This is a genomic window from Acidovorax sp. GW821-FHT10E03, assembly GCF_059415205.1.
The window spans coordinates 128,193-147,882 of the sequence record NZ_JBWKMU010000009.1 but is presented as its reverse complement, the minus strand read 5'-3'; the positions used below and the strand labels follow the sequence as shown (position 1 = coordinate 147,882).

20 protein-coding genes and 1 tRNA gene are annotated in these 19,690 nt (G+C 68.3%); 12 read left to right on the top strand and 9 right to left on the bottom strand.

Features of this window, described 5'->3' with window-relative positions; translation table 11 throughout:
* Positions 1-68: 68 nt before the first annotated feature.
* On the bottom strand, positions 69-2,372 hold the full coding sequence (locus tag AC07OD_RS17290) for a TonB-dependent receptor (RefSeq protein ID WP_494597621.1): 2,304 nt from the start codon (positions 2,370-2,372) through the stop codon (positions 69-71).
* 80 nt (positions 2,373-2,452) lie between these two features.
* On the bottom strand, positions 2,453-2,821 hold the full coding sequence (locus AC07OD_RS17285) for a DUF2946 family protein (protein WP_218341257.1): 369 nt from the start codon (positions 2,819-2,821) through the stop codon (positions 2,453-2,455).
* A 123-nt stretch (positions 2,822-2,944) separates the two neighbouring features.
* Here AC07OD_RS17285 and AC07OD_RS17280 point away from each other — a divergent pair, with 123 nt between their 5' ends.
* Entirely contained in the window at positions 2,945-3,583 is a 639-nt protein-coding gene (locus tag AC07OD_RS17280) for a glutathione S-transferase (protein ID WP_218296847.1), read from the top strand.
* Between the two features lie 133 nt (positions 3,584-3,716).
* Here AC07OD_RS17280 and AC07OD_RS17275 read toward each other — a convergent pair whose 3' ends face one another.
* Positions 3,717-4,526, bottom strand: a complete 810-nt coding sequence (locus tag AC07OD_RS17275; protein ID WP_369643558.1) for an enoyl-CoA hydratase/isomerase family protein — start codon at positions 4,524-4,526, stop codon at positions 3,717-3,719.
* A 113-nt stretch (positions 4,527-4,639) separates the two neighbouring features.
* On the opposite strand from AC07OD_RS17275, the gene AC07OD_RS17270 reads away from it, so the two are divergent.
* Positions 4,640-5,053 (top strand): VOC family protein, encoded by a 414-nt coding sequence (locus AC07OD_RS17270; RefSeq protein ID WP_492807949.1) that lies wholly within the window; start codon positions 4,640-4,642, stop codon positions 5,051-5,053.
* Positions 5,050-5,643: a MarC family protein gene (locus tag AC07OD_RS17265; RefSeq protein WP_369643559.1), complete on the top strand. Its 594-nt coding sequence runs from the start codon at positions 5,050-5,052 to the stop codon at positions 5,641-5,643. The genes AC07OD_RS17270 and AC07OD_RS17265 overlap by 4 nt, the downstream gene beginning before the upstream one ends.
* 57 nt (positions 5,644-5,700) lie before the next feature.
* On the opposite strand, the gene AC07OD_RS17260 is transcribed toward AC07OD_RS17265, so the two are convergent.
* Positions 5,701-6,246 carry an Rrf2 family transcriptional regulator gene (locus AC07OD_RS17260; protein WP_369643560.1) on the bottom strand — a complete coding sequence of 182 codons (546 nt, stop codon included), beginning with the start codon at positions 6,244-6,246 and terminating at the stop codon, positions 5,701-5,703.
* A gap of 157 nt (positions 6,247-6,403) precedes the next feature.
* Between AC07OD_RS17260 and nhaR the strand changes: the two genes are divergently transcribed.
* Positions 6,404-7,300 carry a transcriptional activator NhaR gene (nhaR, locus tag AC07OD_RS17255; RefSeq protein ID WP_494597620.1) on the top strand — a complete coding sequence of 299 codons (897 nt, stop codon included), beginning with the start codon at positions 6,404-6,406 and terminating at the stop codon, positions 7,298-7,300.
* 143 nt (positions 7,301-7,443) lie between these two features.
* On the opposite strand, the gene AC07OD_RS17250 is transcribed toward nhaR, so the two are convergent.
* Both AC07OD_RS17250 and AC07OD_RS17245 read right to left on the bottom strand, forming a co-directional pair.
* Entirely contained in the window at positions 7,444-8,394 is a 951-nt protein-coding gene (locus AC07OD_RS17250) for a sugar kinase (protein WP_494597619.1), read from the bottom strand.
* Complete coding sequence (locus AC07OD_RS17245; protein ID WP_007849612.1) at positions 8,387-8,779, bottom strand: RidA family protein; 393 nt, start codon at positions 8,777-8,779, stop codon at positions 8,387-8,389. Before AC07OD_RS17245 ends, AC07OD_RS17250 begins: the two co-directional genes overlap by 8 nt.
* A gap of 111 nt (positions 8,780-8,890) precedes the next feature.
* On the opposite strand from AC07OD_RS17245, the gene AC07OD_RS17240 reads away from it, so the two are divergent.
* The 8 genes from AC07OD_RS17240 to AC07OD_RS17205 all read left to right on the top strand — a co-directional run bounded on the left by AC07OD_RS17240 (position 8,891) and on the right by AC07OD_RS17205 (position 18,222).
* Entirely contained in the window at positions 8,891-10,489 is a 1,599-nt protein-coding gene (locus tag AC07OD_RS17240) for an ABC transporter substrate-binding protein (RefSeq protein ID WP_494597618.1), read from the top strand.
* A 27-nt stretch (positions 10,490-10,516) separates the two neighbouring features.
* Entirely contained in the window at positions 10,517-11,464 is a 948-nt protein-coding gene (locus AC07OD_RS17235) for an ABC transporter permease (RefSeq protein ID WP_492245063.1), read from the top strand.
* A 1-nt stretch (position 11,465) separates the two neighbouring features.
* Positions 11,466-12,335: an ABC transporter permease gene (locus AC07OD_RS17230; protein WP_007849605.1), complete on the top strand. Its 870-nt coding sequence runs from the start codon at positions 11,466-11,468 to the stop codon at positions 12,333-12,335.
* A gap of 64 nt (positions 12,336-12,399) precedes the next feature.
* The gene (locus AC07OD_RS17225) at positions 12,400-13,452 is read left to right on the top strand and encodes an ABC transporter ATP-binding protein (protein WP_494597617.1); all 1,053 of its coding nucleotides are present in this window, start codon (positions 12,400-12,402) and stop codon (positions 13,450-13,452) included.
* Positions 13,449-14,441: an ABC transporter ATP-binding protein gene (locus tag AC07OD_RS17220; RefSeq protein WP_494597616.1), complete on the top strand. Its 993-nt coding sequence runs from the start codon at positions 13,449-13,451 to the stop codon at positions 14,439-14,441. The genes AC07OD_RS17225 and AC07OD_RS17220 overlap by 4 nt, the downstream gene beginning before the upstream one ends.
* Positions 14,442-14,483: 42 nt before the next feature.
* Positions 14,484-15,773: an alanine racemase gene (locus AC07OD_RS17215; RefSeq protein ID WP_494597615.1), complete on the top strand. Its 1,290-nt coding sequence runs from the start codon at positions 14,484-14,486 to the stop codon at positions 15,771-15,773.
* A 14-nt stretch (positions 15,774-15,787) separates the two neighbouring features.
* Positions 15,788-16,753 carry a MurR/RpiR family transcriptional regulator gene (locus AC07OD_RS17210; protein ID WP_494597614.1) on the top strand — a complete coding sequence of 322 codons (966 nt, stop codon included), beginning with the start codon at positions 15,788-15,790 and terminating at the stop codon, positions 16,751-16,753.
* Entirely contained in the window at positions 16,753-18,222 is a 1,470-nt protein-coding gene (locus AC07OD_RS17205; protein WP_494597613.1) for an N-acyl-D-amino-acid deacylase family protein, read from the top strand. Before AC07OD_RS17210 ends, AC07OD_RS17205 begins: the two co-directional genes overlap by 1 nt.
* A 154-nt stretch (positions 18,223-18,376) precedes the next feature.
* Here AC07OD_RS17205 and AC07OD_RS17200 read toward each other — a convergent pair whose 3' ends face one another.
* The 3 genes from AC07OD_RS17200 to rplQ all read right to left on the bottom strand — a co-directional run bounded on the left by AC07OD_RS17200 (position 18,377) and on the right by rplQ (position 19,636).
* Positions 18,377-18,979: a LysE family translocator gene (locus AC07OD_RS17200; RefSeq protein WP_494597675.1), complete on the bottom strand. Its 603-nt coding sequence runs from the start codon at positions 18,977-18,979 to the stop codon at positions 18,377-18,379.
* A gap of 165 nt (positions 18,980-19,144) precedes the next feature.
* Positions 19,145-19,221: transfer RNA gene (locus AC07OD_RS17195), tRNA-Met, on the bottom strand.
* A gap of 22 nt (positions 19,222-19,243) precedes the next feature.
* A complete protein-coding gene (gene rplQ, locus AC07OD_RS17190) occupies positions 19,244-19,636 on the bottom strand; it encodes a 50S ribosomal protein L17 (RefSeq protein ID WP_008906513.1) in 393 nt (130 codons plus the stop codon).
* Positions 19,637-19,690: the final 54 nt, after the last annotated feature.

Below are 19,690 nucleotides of genomic sequence, written 5' to 3'. Positions count from 1 at the left end.
CGCCACCGCGGAACCGGCTTCGCCGGGCCGCTGGAGGCGTCCCCCTTAGGGGAAGCGGCGCAAGCCGCTCAGGGGGTTACTTTCAATTCAGCCAGGTAGGTGCGCTGCGGGTAGGGGTGGAAGTTCCAGAACTGGTAGTTGTTGAGGTTGTCGATGCCCACGGCAGCGCTCACCTGCTTGGTGATCTGGTAGCGCACACGCACGTCGGTGGTGAAGTAGCGGCTGGCGCCCTGGTAGGCAAAACCGTTCACGTCGGTGTTGTCCAGCGTGCTGTACTGCCTGCCGCTGTAGCGCGCGCCCAGCGTGTATGACCACTTGTCGTCGGGCCGGTACGTAGCCACGGCACTGGCGCGCCACTCGGGGATGCGCGGCTGCCACTTGCCCACGCTGGCGGGAAACTTGTCGTTGCGGGTGATCTTGGAGTCCGTCCAGGTCAGGCTTGACCCGAGGTCGAGCCCACGCAGAAGAACATTGGCGGCCTGGTACGACAGCTCGATGCCCTTGGTGCGGATAGCGTCCACGTTCTGCACGTTGGTCACGTTGGGCGTGACGAGCACGTTGGTCTGCGAATACAGCGCGTCCTTGGTGCGCTCAAAAAACGCGGTCAGGCGCAGCAGCCCATTGCCCATATCGCGCTCGGCCGTCAGCTCGGTGGTCCAGCTCTTTTCGGGCCTCAGGTTCGGGTCGTTGTTGATCAGCGTGCCGCTGCCGTTGATGCCACCCTGGTACAGCTCGGCCACGGTGGGCATGCGCACGGCGCGGCCGGTGGAGGCCTTGAGCACCCACAGATCATTGGCCTGGTAGGCCACGGCAGCCTTGGGCGACACATAGGTTTCGTTGCGCTCGGGGTGGCTCAGCGTGGTGGTGGCGTTGCCGGTCTGGCCATTGCTGGCGCTCCAGCGCTCGGCGCGGGCGCCCAGCACGGCCTTCCATTGGGGCGCGATCTTCCAGGTGTCTTGCGCCCACAGGCCAATGAGCTGGGTGTCGCCGTTGAAGGCCTGGTTGCGGGCGCCTGCAGCGCCGTTGATCCAGTTCGTCGTGGCGTTCTCGATGGTGCTCAGCTGGTAGCTATCGCGCTGCAGGCCGAAGTCCACGATATGCGTGCCCTGCACCCCATCCGGACGCCAGGTGCCTTTGGCGGCCAGCGTGTTCCAGCCCGTGCCCTTGTTGTTGACGATGCGCCCTGCGCCACCGTTCAGCGCGGCGGGCAGCGCCACGGTGGCGGCCCGCAGGGTGTCGGTCTGGTAGTCGTAGAGGCTGGCGGCCACCTCCCAGTCGAACACGCCCTGGGTGTGGCTCTTGACCGAGAGCCCGTGCATAAAGTGCGTGAGGTTCTCGTTGGAGACATTGAAGTCCGTGGGCGCGAGCGTGTACGAGCGGCCGTTGATGTTGACCGTGCCGCCGTAAACCGCATTGCCATTGGCGTCACGCAGGTAGCTGGTGGGGCGCCCTTCGGATTCGTTGTGCCACCAGCCCAGGGTGTAGGCCGCGCGCACGGTGGGCGAGAGGTCGTAGGCGATCTTGGCCTTGATGTGGTCTTGCTGCGTGTGGTACTGGGTGGCCGTGCCCAGCAGGTACCAAGGCTGGTTGCTGCGGTTGTTGCCCAGCACGGCACCCGTCACCGGCGTGCCTGCATGGCCCACGGCGCCTGCAGACACGAGGCGCGTGGGGAAGGTGAGCGGCTGGCCCTCGCTGTCGGTCTTGTTGAAGTTGAGGAACCACGACCAGTCGCCATTCTTGTTGCCCACCGAGGCGCTGACCTGCTTGCCCGCGTAGGTGGCGCTGGTGCCGTACAGATCGAACGGCTGGTGCTGGACGCTGACCTGCCCGTGCGCCTCGAACTTTGTCGGCATGCGCGTCACATAGTCCACCACGGCACCCACCGAGTTGCCGGCATAGGCTGCGGAAAACGGGCCGTAGAGCACATCCACGCGCTCGATCTCCTCGGGCGTGACCAGCATCCAGCGCGGCGCGTTGGTGGGGCCGTTGCCCAGGTAGTTGGAGAGCAGGATGCCGTCGGCGAACACCATGGACCGCGCCGGGTTGCCCGTGCCCGAGGCGCGCGTGGACAGCACGGCGTGGTTGTAGTCGCCGATGTAGCGCTTGCGCACCAGCAGGCTGGGCAGGTACTTGAGGGCGTCTTCGCTGTCGGTGGCGTTGATCGAGTGCTCGATCTGCTCGCGCGTCACGCCCTCGATGGTGGTGGGAATCTGCGTGGGCAGCGACGTGGGCTGGCCGCCGCGGATGGTGACCACGCCCAGCTCCTTGACGGGCGTGCTGCTGTCAGCGGTCTGGGCCCACGCGGGCACGGCCCAGGACAGGGCAAGGGGAAAGGCGCCGGCCACGGCCAGCGCCATGCGGCTTTTGCGCATGGGAACTCCTGAATTTCAAGCCAAATAGGCCGTCAGCGCTTACTCATCAAGCGCGAACAGCTATCAAACAAATAGCAATTTCAGGAGAAAGCGGGGGGCCCGCGCGGCGGCAGCGGCGCGGCGGTGCGCGCAGCGATGTGCGCGGCGGGGATGGGGCGCAGGGCGTGCGCCAGGGGGTGAACCACAGGCAGCCGGGCCTGGGACACGGGAGGCGGAGCGCCGACATGCGCACACAGGGGGCAATCGAGCGTGTGGCTGGACATCTCCTGCATGCCATCGTCGGTCTTGACCAGCAGCTTGATCGCGCCCGAACCCGAGCAGATCAGTTCCATCGCCTGGGGGTTGACCAGGGGCGAGGCCACGGCCACGCCGATGGACAGGACAAACCACGCCAGCACAAGGCGGGCGAGCCAGCGAAGGCCGCGGATGGTTTGCAGGGAGGAAGGCATGGCAGGGTGATTGTAGGTGGCCCGGCCCCGGCCGCCTTGATCAGGGTCATCTGCGCGACGGACGCGGCAGGAGCGCCCGCCTACCATGCGCCTGTCATCCACAACTACAAAGGAGACTCCACCATGCTCACACTCTGCGGCTTTTCCGCCAGCAACTACTACAACAAGGCCAAGCTCGCCCTGCTCGAAAAGGGCCTGCCCTTCACCGAGGAGCTGGCCTGGGTCGGCGAGACCGACCGCAGCGCCAGCCCGCTGGGCAAGGTGCCCTACCTGCGCACCCCCCACGGGCCACTGTGCGAATCGGCCGTGATCGCCGACTACATCGAGATGGCCCACCCCCAGCCCGCCCTGCTGCCCGCGGACCCCTATCAGGCCGCCAAGGTGCGCGAGCTGATCACGTTCCTGGAACTGCACCTGGAGCTGGTGGCGCGCAACCTGTACCCCCAGGCCTTCTTTGGCGGCAGCGTGAGCGAGGCCGCCCGCGACAAGGTGGGCGCGCAGTTGGAGAAGAACATCGCGGCGTTCGGCCAGCTGGCGAAATTCAGCCCTTACGTGGCGGGCGACACGTTCACCATGGCCGATTGCGCGGCCATCGTTCACCTGCCACTGGTGAGCTCGGCCACCAAGATCATCTATGGCCGCGACTACTTGGCCGCGCTGCCCGTGCGCGACTACCTCGCGCGCATGGCCGAACGCCCGCACGTGCAGCGCGTGAACGCCGACCGCAAGACGAACACCGCCGACATGCTGGCGAGGAAGTGAAGCTTGAGCGCAGCCCCCTGAGCCGCTGCGCGGCTTCCCCCGGAAGGGGACGCACCAGTTTCACGCGGCTGCGGATGTTGGTGCTGACGGAACCGGAGGGGCGCGGGCACTGCGCGCCGCGTGCAGCCGGTGGTCAGAACTTGGGGGCGCGCTTCTCGCGCAGGGACGCCACGCCCTCGCGGGCGTCGGGGCCACCAAAGCCCATGAATTCGAGCGCCAGCGAGGTTTCGAACATCGGGCCCGCCTGGCGCAGCCACTGGTTGAGCGCATGCTTGGTCCAGCGGATGGCGGTCTGCGAGCCGGCCGCCAGCCGGTCGGCCACCTCGTAGGCGCGCGGCAACAGCTCGGCCTCGTCCACGGCCAGCGATACGAGGCCGATGCGCTCGGCCTCCTCGCCGCTCACCGGGTCGCACAGCAGCAGGTAGTACTTGGCCTTGGCCATGCTGCACAGCAGCGGCCACACGATGGCCGCGTGGTCGCCGGCCGCCACGCCCAGGCGGGTGTGGCCGTCCACGATCTTCGCGCCACGCGCCGCGATGGAGATGTCGGCCAGCAGGCCCGCCACCAGGCCCGCGCCCACGGCCGGGCCGTGGATGGCCGAGACGATGGGCTTGTCGCAGTGCACGATGTTGTAGACCAGGTCGCGCGCTTCCTTCCAGATGCGGCAGCGCAACTCGAAATCCTCGGTCATGTCCTGCACCATGGCCAGGTCGCCCCCGCCCGAGAAGCCCGCGCCTTCGCCGCGCAGCACGGCGCAGCGCACGCTGTCGTCGTCGCTCACGTCGCGCCAGACCCCGCACAGCTCGCGGTGGCCCACATGGCCCGCCGTGGGCAGCTTGCCGTTCAGCGCGCGCATCTGGATGTCCAGCACCGCGCCATCGGCGCCGCGGCGGGTGATGTTCAGCGTCTCGTAGCGCTGGTAGTCGGGGAAAGGAGCAGGCATGGCGGTGTGCGCGCGGCAAGCGCGGTGCAGTTGGGGAAGATGCGGCATTGTGGCGCGGGGACGGCGGCGCCGGAACCCGTGCGCGGCGCAAATCCCGCTGCTATCCTGTGCGCATGCGCAGCCTCTTTCACCTCGCCTTTCACGTCACCGACCTGGACGCCGCGCGCCGCTTCTACGGCGGCGTGCTGGGGTGCCAGGAGGGCCGAAGCACCGACACCTGGGTGGACTTCGACTTCTTTGGCCACCAGATCTCCCTGCACCTGGGAGCGCCTTTCGCCAGCGCCCCCACCGGCCACGTGGGAAACCACATGGTGCCCATGCCGCACTTCGGCGCCATCCTGGAGCTGCCCGGGTGGCATGCGCTGGCCGCGCGGCTGAAGGCGGCAGGCACGGCCTTCGTGCTGGAGCCGCAGGTGCGCTTCGAGGGCCAGCCCGGCGAGCAATGGACCATGTTCTTCCACGACCCGAGCGGCAACCCGATCGAGATCAAGGGTTTCCGGTCGCTCGATGGGGTGTACGCCGCGTGAGCTACACCTTCGCGTCCGCCACCATCCTGCTCCTGCTGATCACGGATCCGCTGGGCAACATCCCCATCTTCGCCAATGCCCTGCGCGGAGTGGCCCCCGAGCGCCGCGCCCGCGTGATCCTGCGGGAGGTGCTGATCGCATTCGCGCTGCTGCTGGTGTTCCTGTTCTTCGGCGCCCAGTTCCTGCAGGTCATGAACCTGAGCGACCTGTCGCTGCAGATCGCGGGCGCGGTCGTGCTGTTCCTGATCGCGCTGCGCATGATCTTTCCGCCGGACACCGGGCCGCAGACCGAGCTGCCCGGAGAACCCCTGATCGTGCCGCTGGCCATCCCCGCGCTGGCGGGGCCGTCGGCCATGGCCACGGTGATGCTACTCGTGGCCCAGGCGCCCGAGCGGCGGCTGGAATGGGTGGGCGCGCTGTGCGTGACCATGGCGGTGTGCGCGGTCGTGCTGCTGATGGCCGAGCGCATCCAGCGCCTGCTGGGCGAACGCGTGGTCATGGCCTTCGAGCGCCTCATGGGGCTGATCCTGGTGGCCATCTCCGTGGAGATGCTCATTCGCGGCATCAAGCAGCTCGCCCACCAGCTGTAGCCACGGCGGCGCTTCGGGCGCACCAGGAGCGCCGCGCCGAGGCGGCGCGCCGCCCCCTCAGCGGCGCTGCAGCAACGGGATCGTGCCGAGGGCAAAGACCGAGTTGGGCACCCCGACCCGCGCCATCAGGGGGCGGGGCTTGGCGCTCAGCTTGGGCCGCGGGGCCGCGGGCACGGCCTCTTGCGGGACCACGCCCTTCTCCAGCTGCTGGGCAACGAGGTCCTGCAGGGTGACCGACTGCAGGTATTCCATCACCCGGGCGTTGAAGGTGGACCACAGCTCACCCGTCATCGACTTCACCTGCGCGGCCTGGCCGGGCGCCATGTTCTGGATGTCATCGGCCTTCAGGTTCTCGACCGCCAGGATGATCTCGGCCACGGAAATCTCGTCCGTGTTGCGCGCGAGGGTATAGCCGCCTCCGGGGCCGCGCGTGCTGTCCACGAGCCCGGCGCGCCGCAGCGCACTGAACAGCTGCTCCAGGTAAGACAGCGAGGTGCCCTGGCGCGCGCTGATCGTCGACAGGGCCACGGGCCGCATTTTCTGGCGCAGGGCCAGATCGGTCATGGCCGAGACTGCGAGTTGTCCTCTGGTGGTGATCCGCATCTTTGACTCCTTGTGAACGGTGTATGGCCAGGGTTCGGTGCCCGAAGGGGCGTTCCGCGATCTGTCCATGAACGTACTGTAGGGATCTTGACACTTCGCGTATATTCGATTTATCGAGATTTTTACTTCGATTTTTACGAAGTATCAAGGAGACGGCATGAACTTCAAGCACCTGCGCTACTTCTGGACCACGGCCAAGGCGGGCGGCATCATGCGCGCCGGCGAGCAGCTCAACACCACGCCGCAGACGCTGTCGGGCCAGATCAAGCAGCTGGAGGAATGGCTGGGCCACGACCTGTTCAAGAAGCGCGGCCGGGGGCTGGAGCTGACCAGCGAAGGCCGCGTGGCGCTGGGCTATGCGGAGCAGATCTTCGCGCTGGGCGACGAGCTGGAAAAGTCCATCCGCCTGGCGCGCGGGCAGTCGCGCCCGCTGGAGTTCCGCGTGGGTGTGGCGGATTCGGTGGCCAAATCGGTCGCCTACCGCCTGCTGGAGCCGGCAATGGGCCTGGCCGAACAGGTGCACATGACCTGCCACGAGGGCAAGTTCCCCGAGCTGGTGGCGCAGCTGAGCCTGAACCGGCTGGACCTGGTGCTGGCGGACGAGCCGGTGTCCAAGAAGATCGGCGTCAAGGCCTTCAACCACGGCCTGGGCACCAGCTCCATGAGCTTCTTCTGCGCACCGGCCCTGCGCAGCCAGCTGCAAGGGCCTTTCCCCAGGTGCCTGCATGGCGCGCCGATGCTGATCCAGGGGCCCATGTCCTCGGTGCGCCAGCAGCTCGATCACTGGTTCAACAAGCACCAGCTGCAGCCACGCCTGGTGGGGGAGTTCGACGACAGCGCGCTGATGAACGCCTTCGGGCGCGAGGGGCGCGGGGTGTTCACCTCGCCCACGGTGCTGGAAGAGGAGACGCAGGCCCAGTTCGGGGTCGAGGTGATCGGGCGCTCCACGGAGCTGGTCGAGGAGTTCTTTGCGATCTCGGTGGAGCGGCGCATCAGCCACCCCTGCGTGGCGGCCATCACCAAGGCGGCCCGGTCCGACCTGTTCGCAGCGTAATGGGGTAGCCCCTCTGAGCCGCTTCGCGTCTTCCCCCCAGAGGGGGGACGCCCCCAGCGCGGCGGGGCGGCCCTTGCGCGGGGGCACTCGCCCAGGTCGCGCCAGTTTCCTGACGCTGCGACTATTGCCACGCTCCCCTTACATCAAGCCGTCACCTGCACCTGGCGCGCGTACGGCAACGGTGCCACAGCACCATAGCCCTGCACGGCCAGCGCCGCCGCGGCATTGGCATAGCGCGCCGCCGCGAACACGTCGTCACCCAGGGCCAGGCGGGCCAGCAGGTTGCCGCAGAAGCAGTCTCCGGCACCGGTGGCGTCCACGGGCGTGACGCGCAGGCCTGCGATGCGTTCCTTGCGCCGGCCGTCGCTCGCCAGTGCGCCTTCGGCACCGAGCTTGAGCACCACGGTGGCCGCGCCACGCGCATGGCCCCAGTCGACGATGGCCTCGGGATCGGACAGGCCGGACAGGGCCTGCATGTCCTCCAGGCTGGGCAGGAAGATGTCGCACAGCGACACGGCCTGTGCGATGCAGGCCTGGGCCCGCGCCAGCGGCCAGAGCTTCAGGCGCAGGTTGGAGTCGAAGGCCACCAGGGTGCCAGCCTCGTGCGCCAGGCGCATGGCCTCGAAGGCCGTGTCGCAGGCCTGCGGCGAGATGGCCAGCGAAATGCCCGACAGGTGCAGGATGCGGGCCGCCTGCAGCACGGCCGTGGGCTCGCCCGCCAGCCACTGCGGCGCCATGCGGCTCGCGGCCGACCCTGCGCGCAGGTAGCTGAACTCGTGTCCGGCCGCCCCGTGCGAGACGAAGTAGATGCCGGTGGGGTGCTCGCCGTCGCTCTGCACGGCGCGGGTGTCCACGCCCTCGGCGCGCCACAGCGCGGTGAGCGCCTGGCCGAAGCTGTCCTGCCCGATGCGCGTGAGATAGGCCACGCGCGCGCCGGCCCGTGCCGCCGCAATGGCGGCATTGCTGGTGTCGCCGCCGAAGCCGCGCAGGTACTGCGGCTGGCCGGGGTGGACCTGGTTGAACTCGACCATGGCCTCGCCCAGCGCGGCCACGTCGAAGGTCTTTCCCACGGAGGTGGTGGAACGCTCAGGCACGGGGCTTGTAGGCGGTCACGTCGATCTCGACCTTGGCGTCGATCATGAGGCGCGACTCCACCGTGGAGCGGGCGGGCCGGTGCTCGCCGAAGCACTCCATGTAGACGCGGTTGAAGCTGCCGAAATCGCGCGCATCGGCCAGCCAGACGCTGACCTTGGCCACATCGGCCAGGGTGCAGTCGGCCAGCGCCAGAGCATCCTTGACGCGCTGGAACACCTGGCGCGTCTGGGCCTCGATGCCGCCGACGATGACCTGGCCCTGGTCGTCCGTGGGCACCTGGCCCGAGACGAAGACGAAGTCGCCGGCGCGCGTGGCGGGCGACAGGGGACGCGCCTGGCGGTCGGATGCGATGGGGGACTGGCCCAGCAGTTCTACATGGCTCATGCAAGCTCCTTGTGTAATGAATTTACATAAATCATCGGAAAAAACCCGTTTGACTTTCACAAACGAGTCATCTACGATTAAAAATGTAATGTTATTACTTATGGAGCCACGATGCAATCCTCATCCATCCGTGATTGGTTGACGCCCGGAAGGCCTGTTCAGGCCGCCAGGCGCAGCGTTCTGGGCCTGGCAGCAAGTGCTACCGTGCTCGTGGCCCTGGGGTCGGGCCAGCCCGCCCTGGCCGCCCCCGCCAAGGGGGGCGCCGCCAACCTGGCCATGGTCGGCGAGCCCCAGGGGCTGGACCCCATGGTGAGCACGGCCGATCTGGTCGGCACCATCATGCAGCACGTCTACGAGCCGCTGTACACCTTCGACGCGAACTGGGCCGTGGCGCCCATGCTGGCCGAGGGCCTGCCCTCCGTGTCCAAGGACGGCCTGACCTACACCATCGCCCTGCGCAAGGAAGTGAAGCTGCACAACGGCCGCGACCTGAATGCCGACGACGTGGTGGCCTCGCTGCAGCGCTGGATGGAACTGTCGCCGCGTGGCAAGGCCGTGGGCAAGGAGGTGGCCTCGCTCACGGCCAAGGGCCCGCTGTCGGTGGAGCTCAAGCTCAAGGCACCTTACGCGCCGCTGCTGGCCCAGCTGGCGCTGCCCAGCGGCATGGCCGCCATCATGGCCAAGGAGAGCATCGCGCCGCAGCTCAAGGATTTCATCGGCACCGGTCCCTACAAGTTCAAGGAGCGCCGCCCCGACCAGTTCACCGTGCTGGTGCGCCACGACACCTACAGCGCCCGCAAGGAGGCCCCGAGCGGCTACGCCGGCCGCCGCGAGGCCCTGCTCGACGAGCTGCGCTTCGTGCCCGTGCCCAATGCCAACACCCGCGTGGAGGGCGCCCTGTCGGGCCAGTTCCAGTACGCCGACCTGCTGCCCGTGGAAGCGGCCGGCCGCATCGACAAGGGTGCCCCGGCCGTGGTGCCCATCGTGACCAAGAACTTCGGTTTCCCCTACATCGTCTTCAACACCAAGGAAGGCGTGCTGGCCGCGCAGCCGCTGCGCCGCGCGGTGCAGACCGCCGTGGGCTCGGGCGAGCTGCTGGCTGCGGGCTTTGGCGACAACCGCTTCTTCGTGGTGGAGCCCAACTTCTTCCCCAAGGGCACGCCCTACTACTCGGACGCGGGCAGCAAGCTGTACAACGAGCGCAACCCGCAGGCCGCCAAGGACCAGGCGGCCAAGGCCGGCTACAGCGGCCAGCCGGTGCGCATCATGGCCAGCCGGCAGTACGAGTTCCACTACAACATGGCGCTGGTGATGGCAGAGCAGCTCAAGAAGGCCGGCTTCAAGACCGAACTGCAGGTGGTGGACTGGGCCACGCTGGTGCAGCGGCGCAACGATGCCAAGCTGTGGGACGTGTACTTCACGCACTCGGGCCTGTTCCCCGAGCCCATGCTCTCGCCGCCGCAGCTCGGTGACGGCGCGCCGGGCTGGTGGGATTCGCCCGCCAAGAAGGCCACGCTCACGGCCTTCAACCAGGAGACCAATGTCGCCAAGCGCGGCCCGCTGTGGGGTGCCGTGCAGCAGGTGGTGTACGACGAAGTGCCCTTCATCGAGGTCGGCAAGTTCAACGGCCTCTCGGCGCGCTCGGCCAAGCTGGAAGGCTACACGCCGGCGATCTGGCCGTTCTTCTGGAACACGGGCTTGGCCAGGTAAGCCCCCACTGCACGAAGGTTCGTTGCCATGCGTTTTCTGATGACCCGCCTGGGCGGCGCCCTGGTGGTGCTGGCCCTTGTCGCGGTGCTGGTGTTCGCGCTCACGCGCCTGGCCTCGGGCGACCCGGTGGCGCTGCTGCTGGGCGAGCAGGCCACGGCCGAGGACATCGCCGCGGCGCGCGTGCAGTACGGGCTGGACAAGCCCCTGCCCACGCAGTTCGTGCTCTGGGTGGGCGAGCTGCTGCAGGGCAACCTGGGCCAGTCCATCTTTTTGCAGCGCCCGGTGGCGCAGGCGCTGCTCGAGCGCGCCGAGCCCACGCTGTTCCTGGCGCTGTTCGCGGTGGGCATCGCGGCGCTGATCGGCATCCCCTGCGGCATGGCGGCCGCCATCTGGCGCGGCAGCCCCGGTGACCAGGCCCTGAGCGGCGTGGCCATGCTGGGCGCCAGCGTGCCCAGCTTCTGGCTCGGGCTGATCCTGATCCAGCTGTTCGCGGTCAAGCTCGGCTGGTTCCCGGCCTCGGGCTATGGCGACCCGGCCTCGCCGCTGGCCGAGCGCCTGTCGCACCTGCTGCTGCCGGCGCTGGTGCTGGGGCTGCTGAACTCGGCGCTAATCATCCGCTTCACGCGCGCCTCGATGCTCGACATCCTGGGCGAGGACTACGTGCGCACGGCACGCGCCAAGGGCCTGGCCGAAGGCACGGTGATGGTCAAGCACGTGCTGCGCAATGCGCTGGTGCCCATCGTCACGGTGCTGGGCCTGACACTGGCGCTGATGATCGGCGGCACGGTGGTGACCGAGACGGTGTTCAACCTGCCCGGCGTGGGCAATCTGGTGGTGCGCGCCGTGCTGCGCCGTGACTACCCGGTGATCCAGGGCACGCTGCTGGTCATCGCGGCCATCTATGTATTCATCAACCTGGCCATCGACTTCCTGTACACGCTGGTCGACCCACGCATCCGGCTGGAGGGCCAATGACATGGTGCAAGGCCTGATTCGCAATCTCAAGGACTACTGGCTGCCACTGGCACGCCGCCTGTTCGCGCGCAAGGTGGTGCTGGCCTCGGCCATCGTGCTGGCCCTGGTGGTCGCGGTGGCCACGGTGTTCCCCTGGGTGTCGGACGCCGACCCCAACGCCATCTCGATCAGCGAGCGCCTGAACGCGCCCTCCGCCGCGCACTGGGCCGGCACCGACGAGCTGGGGCGCGACGTGATGCTGCGCATCGTGCACGGCGCGCGCTATTCGCTGCTGATCGGCGGGCTCACCGCGGCGGGGGCCGTGCTGTTCGGCACGCTGCTGGGCATGTTCGCGGGCTTCTTTCGGCGGCTGGACGCGCCGCTGATGCGCGTGGTGGACGCGATGATGTCCTTCCCCGACATCCTGCTGGGCATCGCCCTGGTGTCCATCCTGGGCGCCTCGCTGTGGAACGTGATGCTGGCGCTGGTCATCGTCTACACGCCGCGCGTGGCGCGCGTGGTGCGGGCCAGCACCCTGGTGCTGCGCGAGCTGCTGTTCGTGGACGCCGCGCGCGCCCTGGGCGTGCGCACGCCGCGCATCCTGCTCAAGCACATCCTGCCCAACCTGGTCTCGCCCATCCTGGTGCAGGTGACCTTCATCTTCGCCTATGCCATCCTGGCCGAGGCCGGCCTGTCCTTCCTGGGCGTGGGCGTGCCGCCCGACATCCCCACCTGGGGCACCATGATCGCGGGCAGCCTGGAATCGGCCGACCGCGCGTTCTGGACGATTCTCTACCCGGGCCTGGCCATCGTGTTCACCGCCCTGTCGCTGCAGATGCTGGGCGACGGCGTGCGCGACCTGCTCGACCCCAAGCTCAAGAAGGCCGCATGAGCTTCTTTCACCGACCCACGCAAGCGCCCGCCCCTGGCGAGCGCGTTACGAAGGCACCCACCCCATGACCACCCCCACGGCTGCCCGGCTCGAAGTGCAGGGCCTGTCCACCTCGTTCGCCACCGACGCCGGCCGCATCCAGAGCGTGGCCGACGTGTCCTTTGCCATCCACCCGGGCCAGACGCTGGCGCTGGTCGGGGAGTCGGGCTCGGGCAAGTCCGTCACCAGCCTGACGCTGATGGGCCTACACGCCAAGACCTCGCAGGCCCAGGTCAGTGGCCAGGCCTGGTTCACCCGGCGCGACGGCCGGCGCGTGGACCTGCTGGCCCTGCCCGAGGCCGAGCGCCGGGCGCTGCGCGGCAACGAGATCGCGATGGTCTTCCAGGAGCCCATGACCAGCCTGAACCCGGTGCTCACCGTGGGTGAGCAGATCGCCGAATCGGTGCGCCTGCACCTCAAGCTCGACCGCCGCGCTGCACTGGCCCATGCCCAGCGCATGCTGGAGCTGGTGGAGATACCGGCCGCCAAGCAGCGCGTGCACGAGTACCCGCACCAGCTCTCGGGCGGCATGCGCCAGCGCGTGATGATTGCCCTGGCCATGGCCTGCAACCCCACGCTGCTGATCGCCGACGAGCCGACCACCGCGCTGGACGTGACCATCCAGGCGCAGATCCTGGCCCTCATGGGCCGGCTGCAGAAGGAGACGGGCATGAGCATGCTGTTCGTGACCCACAACCTGGGCGTGGTGGCGCAGTACGCCGACGCGGTGGCCGTGATGTACGCGGGCCGCATCGTCGAGTCGGCCCCGGTGCACGACCTGTTCGCGCAGCCCGAGCACCCCTACACGCGCGGCCTGCTGGCCTGCCTGCCCGGCGTGGCCCGGCGCCATGCGGTCGCGGTGGCCGGGCAGCGCCCGCGCCTGGTGGCCATACCGGGCCAGGTGTCGAGCCCGCTCGCGCCGCCGCCGGGCTGCGCCTTCGCGCCGCGCTGCGAGCGCCGCATCGCGGCCTGCGATGCACGCATGCCGGCCTTGTCCGACGGCAGTGCCACCGAGGCCGGCCGGCGGGTGCGCTGCATCCGTGTGGGCGAGCAGGCGCAGCAGGAGGTGAGCGCATGAATGCCGTGGCCATGGCCCCGACCCCGGGCGATAACCTCATCGAAGTGCGCGGCCTGCGCAAGTACTTCGGCAGCGGCCCACACCCGGTGCGCGCGGTGGACGACGTGAGCTTTGCCATCCGGCGCGGCGAGACGCTGGGCCTGGTGGGCGAGTCGGGCTCGGGCAAGAGCACCATCGGCCGGCTGCTGACGCGCCTGGTGGACCCGACGGCGGGGCAGATGCTGTACCACGGCGGCGAGGCCGGTGGGCAGGATCTGGCGGGGATGAGCCAGGGCCAGTTCCGCCCGCTGCGCTCGAAGATCCAGATCATCTTCCAGGACCCGTATGCCAGCCTGAACCCGCGCATGCGCATCCGCGAAGTGCTGGGTGAGGCACTGGACACACACAAACAGGCGCGCGGCGCGGCACGCCAGCCGCGCATCCAGGAGTTGCTCTCGCAGGTAGGCCTCAGGCCCGAACATGCGGACCGTTTTCCGCACGAGTTCTCGGGCGGGCAGCGCCAGCGCATCGGCATTGCGCGCGCGCTGGCGGTGCAGCCGAACTTCATCGTGGCGGACGAACCGCTGTCGGCGCTGGACGTGTCGATCCAGGCCCAGGTGGTGAACCTGCTGGGCGACCTCAAGGAACAACTGGGCCTGACCTTGCTGTTCATCTCGCACGACCTGGACGTGGTGGAGTACCTGTGCGACCGCGTGGTGGTGCTGTACCTGGGCCGCGTGATGGAGATCGCGCCCACCAGCGCGCTGTATGCGCGGCCGGCCCATCCCTACACGCGCGCGCTGCTCGCCGCGGCCCCCATCCCCGACCCGGCGCAGCGGCGTACCATCCCCCTGCTGCAGGGCGACCTGCCCAGCCCCGCCAATCCGCCCTCGGGCTGCGTGTTCCGCACGCGCTGCCCGCATGCGGTGGCCGAATGCGCCAGCGCCGACATGGCCCTGCGCCCCGTGGGCACCGAGCACTGGAAGGCCTGCTGGCGCGACGACATCTGACCGGCGCAGCCCCGCTGCGCCCCTCCAACATGACGAGACGACATGACGAACATCACCACTGACTTCACCCTGGACGCCACGAGCAAGAGCTTTCCCATCGCGGCGGCGCCCTGCCGCGCCAGCGAGATCGCTGCGCGCGGATGGAACGTGCTGGCAGATGACCTGGCCTTCCCGCTCGCGGTGCTGAGCCGCACGGCCCTGGCGCACAACCTGGCCTGGATGCAGGATTTCGCGGCGCGCAAAGGCATTGCCCTGGCGCCGCATGGCAAGACCACCATGTCGCCCGAACTGTTCGCACAGCAGCTGCAGGCGGGCGCCTGGGGCCTGACCTTCGCCACGGCCTTCCAGGTCGCCACAGGGGTGGAGGCAGGCGCGCGCCGCATCATCATCGCCAACCAGGTGGTCTGCGATGCCGATCTGGATGCGCTCGATGCGCTGCTGGCGCGCCATGGCGATCTCGCCGTCTGGTTCCTCGTGGACTCGCTCGCGCAGCTCACGCTGGTCGAGGACTGGAAGCAGCGCCGCGCAAGTGCCCGGGTGTTCAACGTGCTGCTCGAGATGGGCATCCCCGGCCAGCGCACCGGCTGCCGCACGCCGGACGAGGCACTGGCACTGGCGCGCGCCCTGGCAGCCTCAAGGGCCGTGCAGTTCGACGGCATCGAATGCTACGAGGGCGGCGTGGCGCGCTGCGACAACGACCATGACGCACGTGAAGTGACCGCCCTGGTGCGCCGCGTGCTGGAGGTCGCCCGCATCTGCGACGCAGCGCACCTATTCGCCAGCGAGCGCATCCTGCTCACGGCCGGCGGCTCGGCCGTGTTCGACCTGGTGGTGCCGCTGCTGCAGGCCCAGGGCCTGTCGCGCCCCGTGGAAGGCGTGCTGCGCTCGGGCTGCTATGTGACGCACGACCATGGCAACTACGCGCGCTTCCTCAAGAACGTGGAGCAGCGCGAAGGTCTCGATACCTCGCTGCGCCCGGCCCTCACGGTCTGGGCCATGGTGCAGTCGGTGCCAGAGCCTGGCCTGGCCCTGCTGACCTGCGGGCGCCGCGACATCTCCTACGACCTGGAAATGCCCATCCCGGTGCAGCTGGCGCGGCGCGGCGAGCGCACGGCGGCGGCCGCCCCTGCCGGCTGGAGCGTGAGCGCCTTGAACGACCAGCATGCCTACCTGCGCTTCGATGCCGCAGCCGGCGACGCCGCTGCGCCCCGTATGGGCGACCGCGTGGCGCTGGGTATCTCGCACCCCTGCACCACCTTCGACAAGTGGCGCTGGATGCCGCTGGTGGAAGACGATGGCGCCATCACGGGTGCCATCAGCACCCGGTTCTGAGGCCGGAGAAGCGCATGAACAGCAGCCTGCCTCCTTCGCCATCGTCCACCGTGCCGCCCAGCCCCACGCCCGGACTGCTGCAGCAGTTGCGCGAACGGCAGGACAGCCTGCCCGAGGCGCAGCGCAGCGTGGTGCGCGCCGTGCTCGAAGACCCGCGCGCCGCGGTGGCGGCCACGGTGGAGCAGCTGGCGCAGCAGGCGGGCGTGTCCATGCCGACCATCGTGCGCACCTGCCGCAGCTTCGGCTACGACTCGGTGCGCGAGTTCATGCTGGCGCTGGCGCAGGACCTGGCCGTCTCGGGCTCCTACCTGCACCGCAGCGTGCTGGCGGAGGACAGCACCCAGGACGTGGCCAGCAAGATCATTCATGCGGCCGTCTCTTCGCTGACCGAGCTGGGCCGGCGCATCGACGTCGACGTGATCGACCAGGTGGCGGCCAAACTCGCCAAGGCGCGGCGCATCGATTGCTACTCCGTCGGCGCGGCCTCGACCTTCACGGCCAGCGAGTTGCAGAGCCGGCTGTTCCGCCTGGGCCTCACGGCCAACGCGATCTTCGACGCGCACCAGCAGCTGGTGTCGGCCAGCACGCTGGGGCCAGAGGGCGTGGCCTTCGTCATTTCACACGTGGGGCGCATGCCCTACACGGTGGAGGCGGCCAAGTTCGCGCGCTCGCAAGGGGCCACCGTGGTGGCCCTCACCCAGCCGGGCACGCCGCTGGCCGAAACGGCCGACCTGGTGCTGGCGGTGTCGGTGCCGCAGGACGCGGTGATGCGCGTGGGCACCGAGGCGTACCTGGCCCACCTGGTGGTGATCGAGATCCTGATGGTGCGCCTGGCGCAGCAGCTGGGGCCGGTGGCCACGCGGGGCCTGCAGCAATTCAAGGCCCTGCTGCACAAGCACGGATTCGACAGCGCCGAGTATGCCGGCGCCATGGACCATGGACCGGCCATGCACAACAAGCCGGGCAAGAAAGAACACTGATGGCAGCAACGCAAGCGACCCTGCTGAGGAACGGAACGATCATCGACGGCACAGACCGCCCCGGCTGGACGGGCGACCTGCTGATGGCCGGGGAGCGCATCGTGGCACTGGCGCCAACGGGCACGATCGACCCGGCGCTGCTGTCAGGCCTGGCCGTCAGCACCGTGGACTGCACGGACCGCGTGATCGCACCGGGCTTCATCGACGTGCACACGCACGACGATGCGGCGGCGCTGGATGCGCCCGACATGCTGCCCAAGCTGTCGCAGGGCGTGACCACGGTGATCGTGGGCAACTGCGGCATCTCGCTGTCGCCCATGGTGACGGATGCACCGGCGGCGCCGCTGTCGCTGCTGGGCCAGCGCCAGTTCCGCCACGCGCGCATGGCCGACTACGCACGCGCCGTGGATGCCGCGCAGCCCGGCGTGAACGTGGCTGCGCTGCTGGGCCATACGGCCCTGCGCATGCGCTACCTGCCCGAGCTGGGGCGCGCGGCCACGGCCAGCGAACGCGCTGCCATGGCGGCCGACATGCAGGAGGCCATGGATGCGGGCGCGCTGGGCCTGTCGTCCGGCGTGTTCTACAAGGAAGCCTATGCGGCCGACCTCACCGAGCTGACCGAGCTGGCCAGCGTGGCCGCGCGCAATGGCGGCGTGTATGCGACCCACATCCGCGACGAACTCGCCGGCATACTCCCGGCGCTGCAGGAGGCGGCGCTCACGGCGCGCCATGCCGGACTGCCGCTGGTGCTGTCGCACCACAAGTGCGCCGGCGCCTCGAACTGGGGCCGCACGCGCGAGACGCTGCCGCTGATCGAGTCCCTCGCAAAGGGCCAGCCCATCAGCCTGGACGTGTACCCCTACACCGCGGGTTCGACGGTGCTGCGCACCGACCTGGTAGACGGTGTGATCGACATCCTGATCACCGGCAGCCAGCCACACCCGGAAATGGTGGGCCGTTACCTCAAGGACATCGCGCGGGAATGGGACACGACCGAGCAGGCGGCCTGCGACCGGCTGCAGCCCGGCGGTGCCTGCTACTTCCAGATGCGCGAGGACGATGTAGAGCGCGTGATTGCCCACCCCTTGTCCATGATCGGCTCGGACGGCCTGCCCCATGACGAGCGGCCGCATCCCCGCCTGTGGGGCGCCTTCCCGCGCGTGCTGGCCTGCTACTGGCGCGAGAAGGGCCTGCTGCGCCTGGAGGAAGCCATCCACAAGATGACCGGCCTGTCGGCCCAACGCTTTCGCATCGGCGAGCGCGGGCGGCTGGAAGCCGGCTGCATGGCCGATATCGTGGTGTTCGACCCGGCGCGCGTGCGCGATACCGCGAGCTACGAACAACCCGTGCAGTTCAGCGAGGGGATCGAACAGGTTTGGGTCAACGGCGTGCTGAGCTACACCGCGGCTGGTCGTGCCACGGGCGCGCGGGCCGGGCGGTTCATCCGGCGTCAGGCACTACCGGCCTGAAGGGGCGATTTGCCTGCGGGGCCTGGATCATCATCCATGCCCCCAGGAATTCCATCTTCTCCTGCCGAGCCTGCCGTCAACCGCGTGCAGCTGTGGCACCAAGACCCAGAAGTTTCGCCGTCTGGGCGGACTTGCCTGCTGGCACGGTGATCCGTCAGCTCACGGCTGAGCGGGTCAGCAGCAGCCGGATGCCTGCGTACACGAAGACTCCAGCCAGCAGCGCATTGAATGCGCGATGGATGCGGGCGTATGCCGCACGTGCCAACGGTGTCGAAAATGCCAGGGCATAGCCCATGAAGATACAAGCGCCGATGCCGGCGCAACACGCCACGACCGCCAGGGCATGGCTGCGTCCGGCGCCGGCGGGCACGCCAAGAGCGACGATGGAAAGCCACACAAAGACGGCCTTGGGGTTGGTCATGTGCATCGCCAGGCCGCGCCGAAATGCCTGGAGGTGGTCGCCGCCCGTGGTGTCGGAGGCCTCGTGCAGGGCATTCGGCGTGAATGCGGCACGCGCCGCCTTCCAGGCCAGCCAGAGCATGTAGATGCCGCCCAGCACCTTCAGGACGAGCAAGGACCATGAATAGCTGCGCATGAGTGCCGACATGCCCAGTGCAGCGGCCATACCCCAAAACACCGAGCCGAGGACCACCCCGGCAGCCAGGGCCATGGCACGCCTCCGTCCATGTGACATGGCGGCCGCCATGATCGCCAGATTGCTGGGGCCAGGGCTTGCAACACCAACGGTATAGGCCATGAGCGCCACCAGCAGGGCCGGGGACAGAAAACCTGCGTCCATGGAAGAGGCCTCCTGGAATGCACACCCCACCAAAGAGGAAAGCCGCTCACTGCAATGGCAGGGCACAAACAAAAACGCCCACGGTGAAGTGGGCGTTTGCTGTGAGCGGAGACCGCTACATATTGGTTGCGCGAGAAGGATTTGAACCTCCGACCTTTGGGTTATGAGCCCAACGAGCTACCAGACTGCTCCATCGCGCGGTAAGAAATAAATTATACCCTATTATTCAGCTGCTGCCGAATTATTTTCGGTTTCTGCAGCACGATCCACCAATTCAACCAGGGCCATGGGTGCATTGTCGCCCACACGGAAACCCATCTTGAGGATGCGGGTGTAGCCACCAGGACGCACCTTGAAGCGGGGGCCCAGGTCGTTGAACAGCTTGGTCACGCTGTCACGGTCGCGCAGGCGGTTGAAGGCCAGGCGGCGGTTGGCAACGGAGTCTTCCTTGGCCAGGGTGATCATGGGTTCGATCACGCGGCGCAGTTCCTTGGCCTTGGGGACGGTGGTCTTGATGACTTCGTGCTCGATGAGCGAGTTCATCATGTTCTGCAGCATCGCAAGGCGGTGCGAGCTGGTGCGGTTGAGTTTGCGGAGGCCGTGACCGTGACGCATGGTGCTTTTTCCTTATTTAAAATTAAATCAGGCAGCCGTGTAAGGTACTGCCCG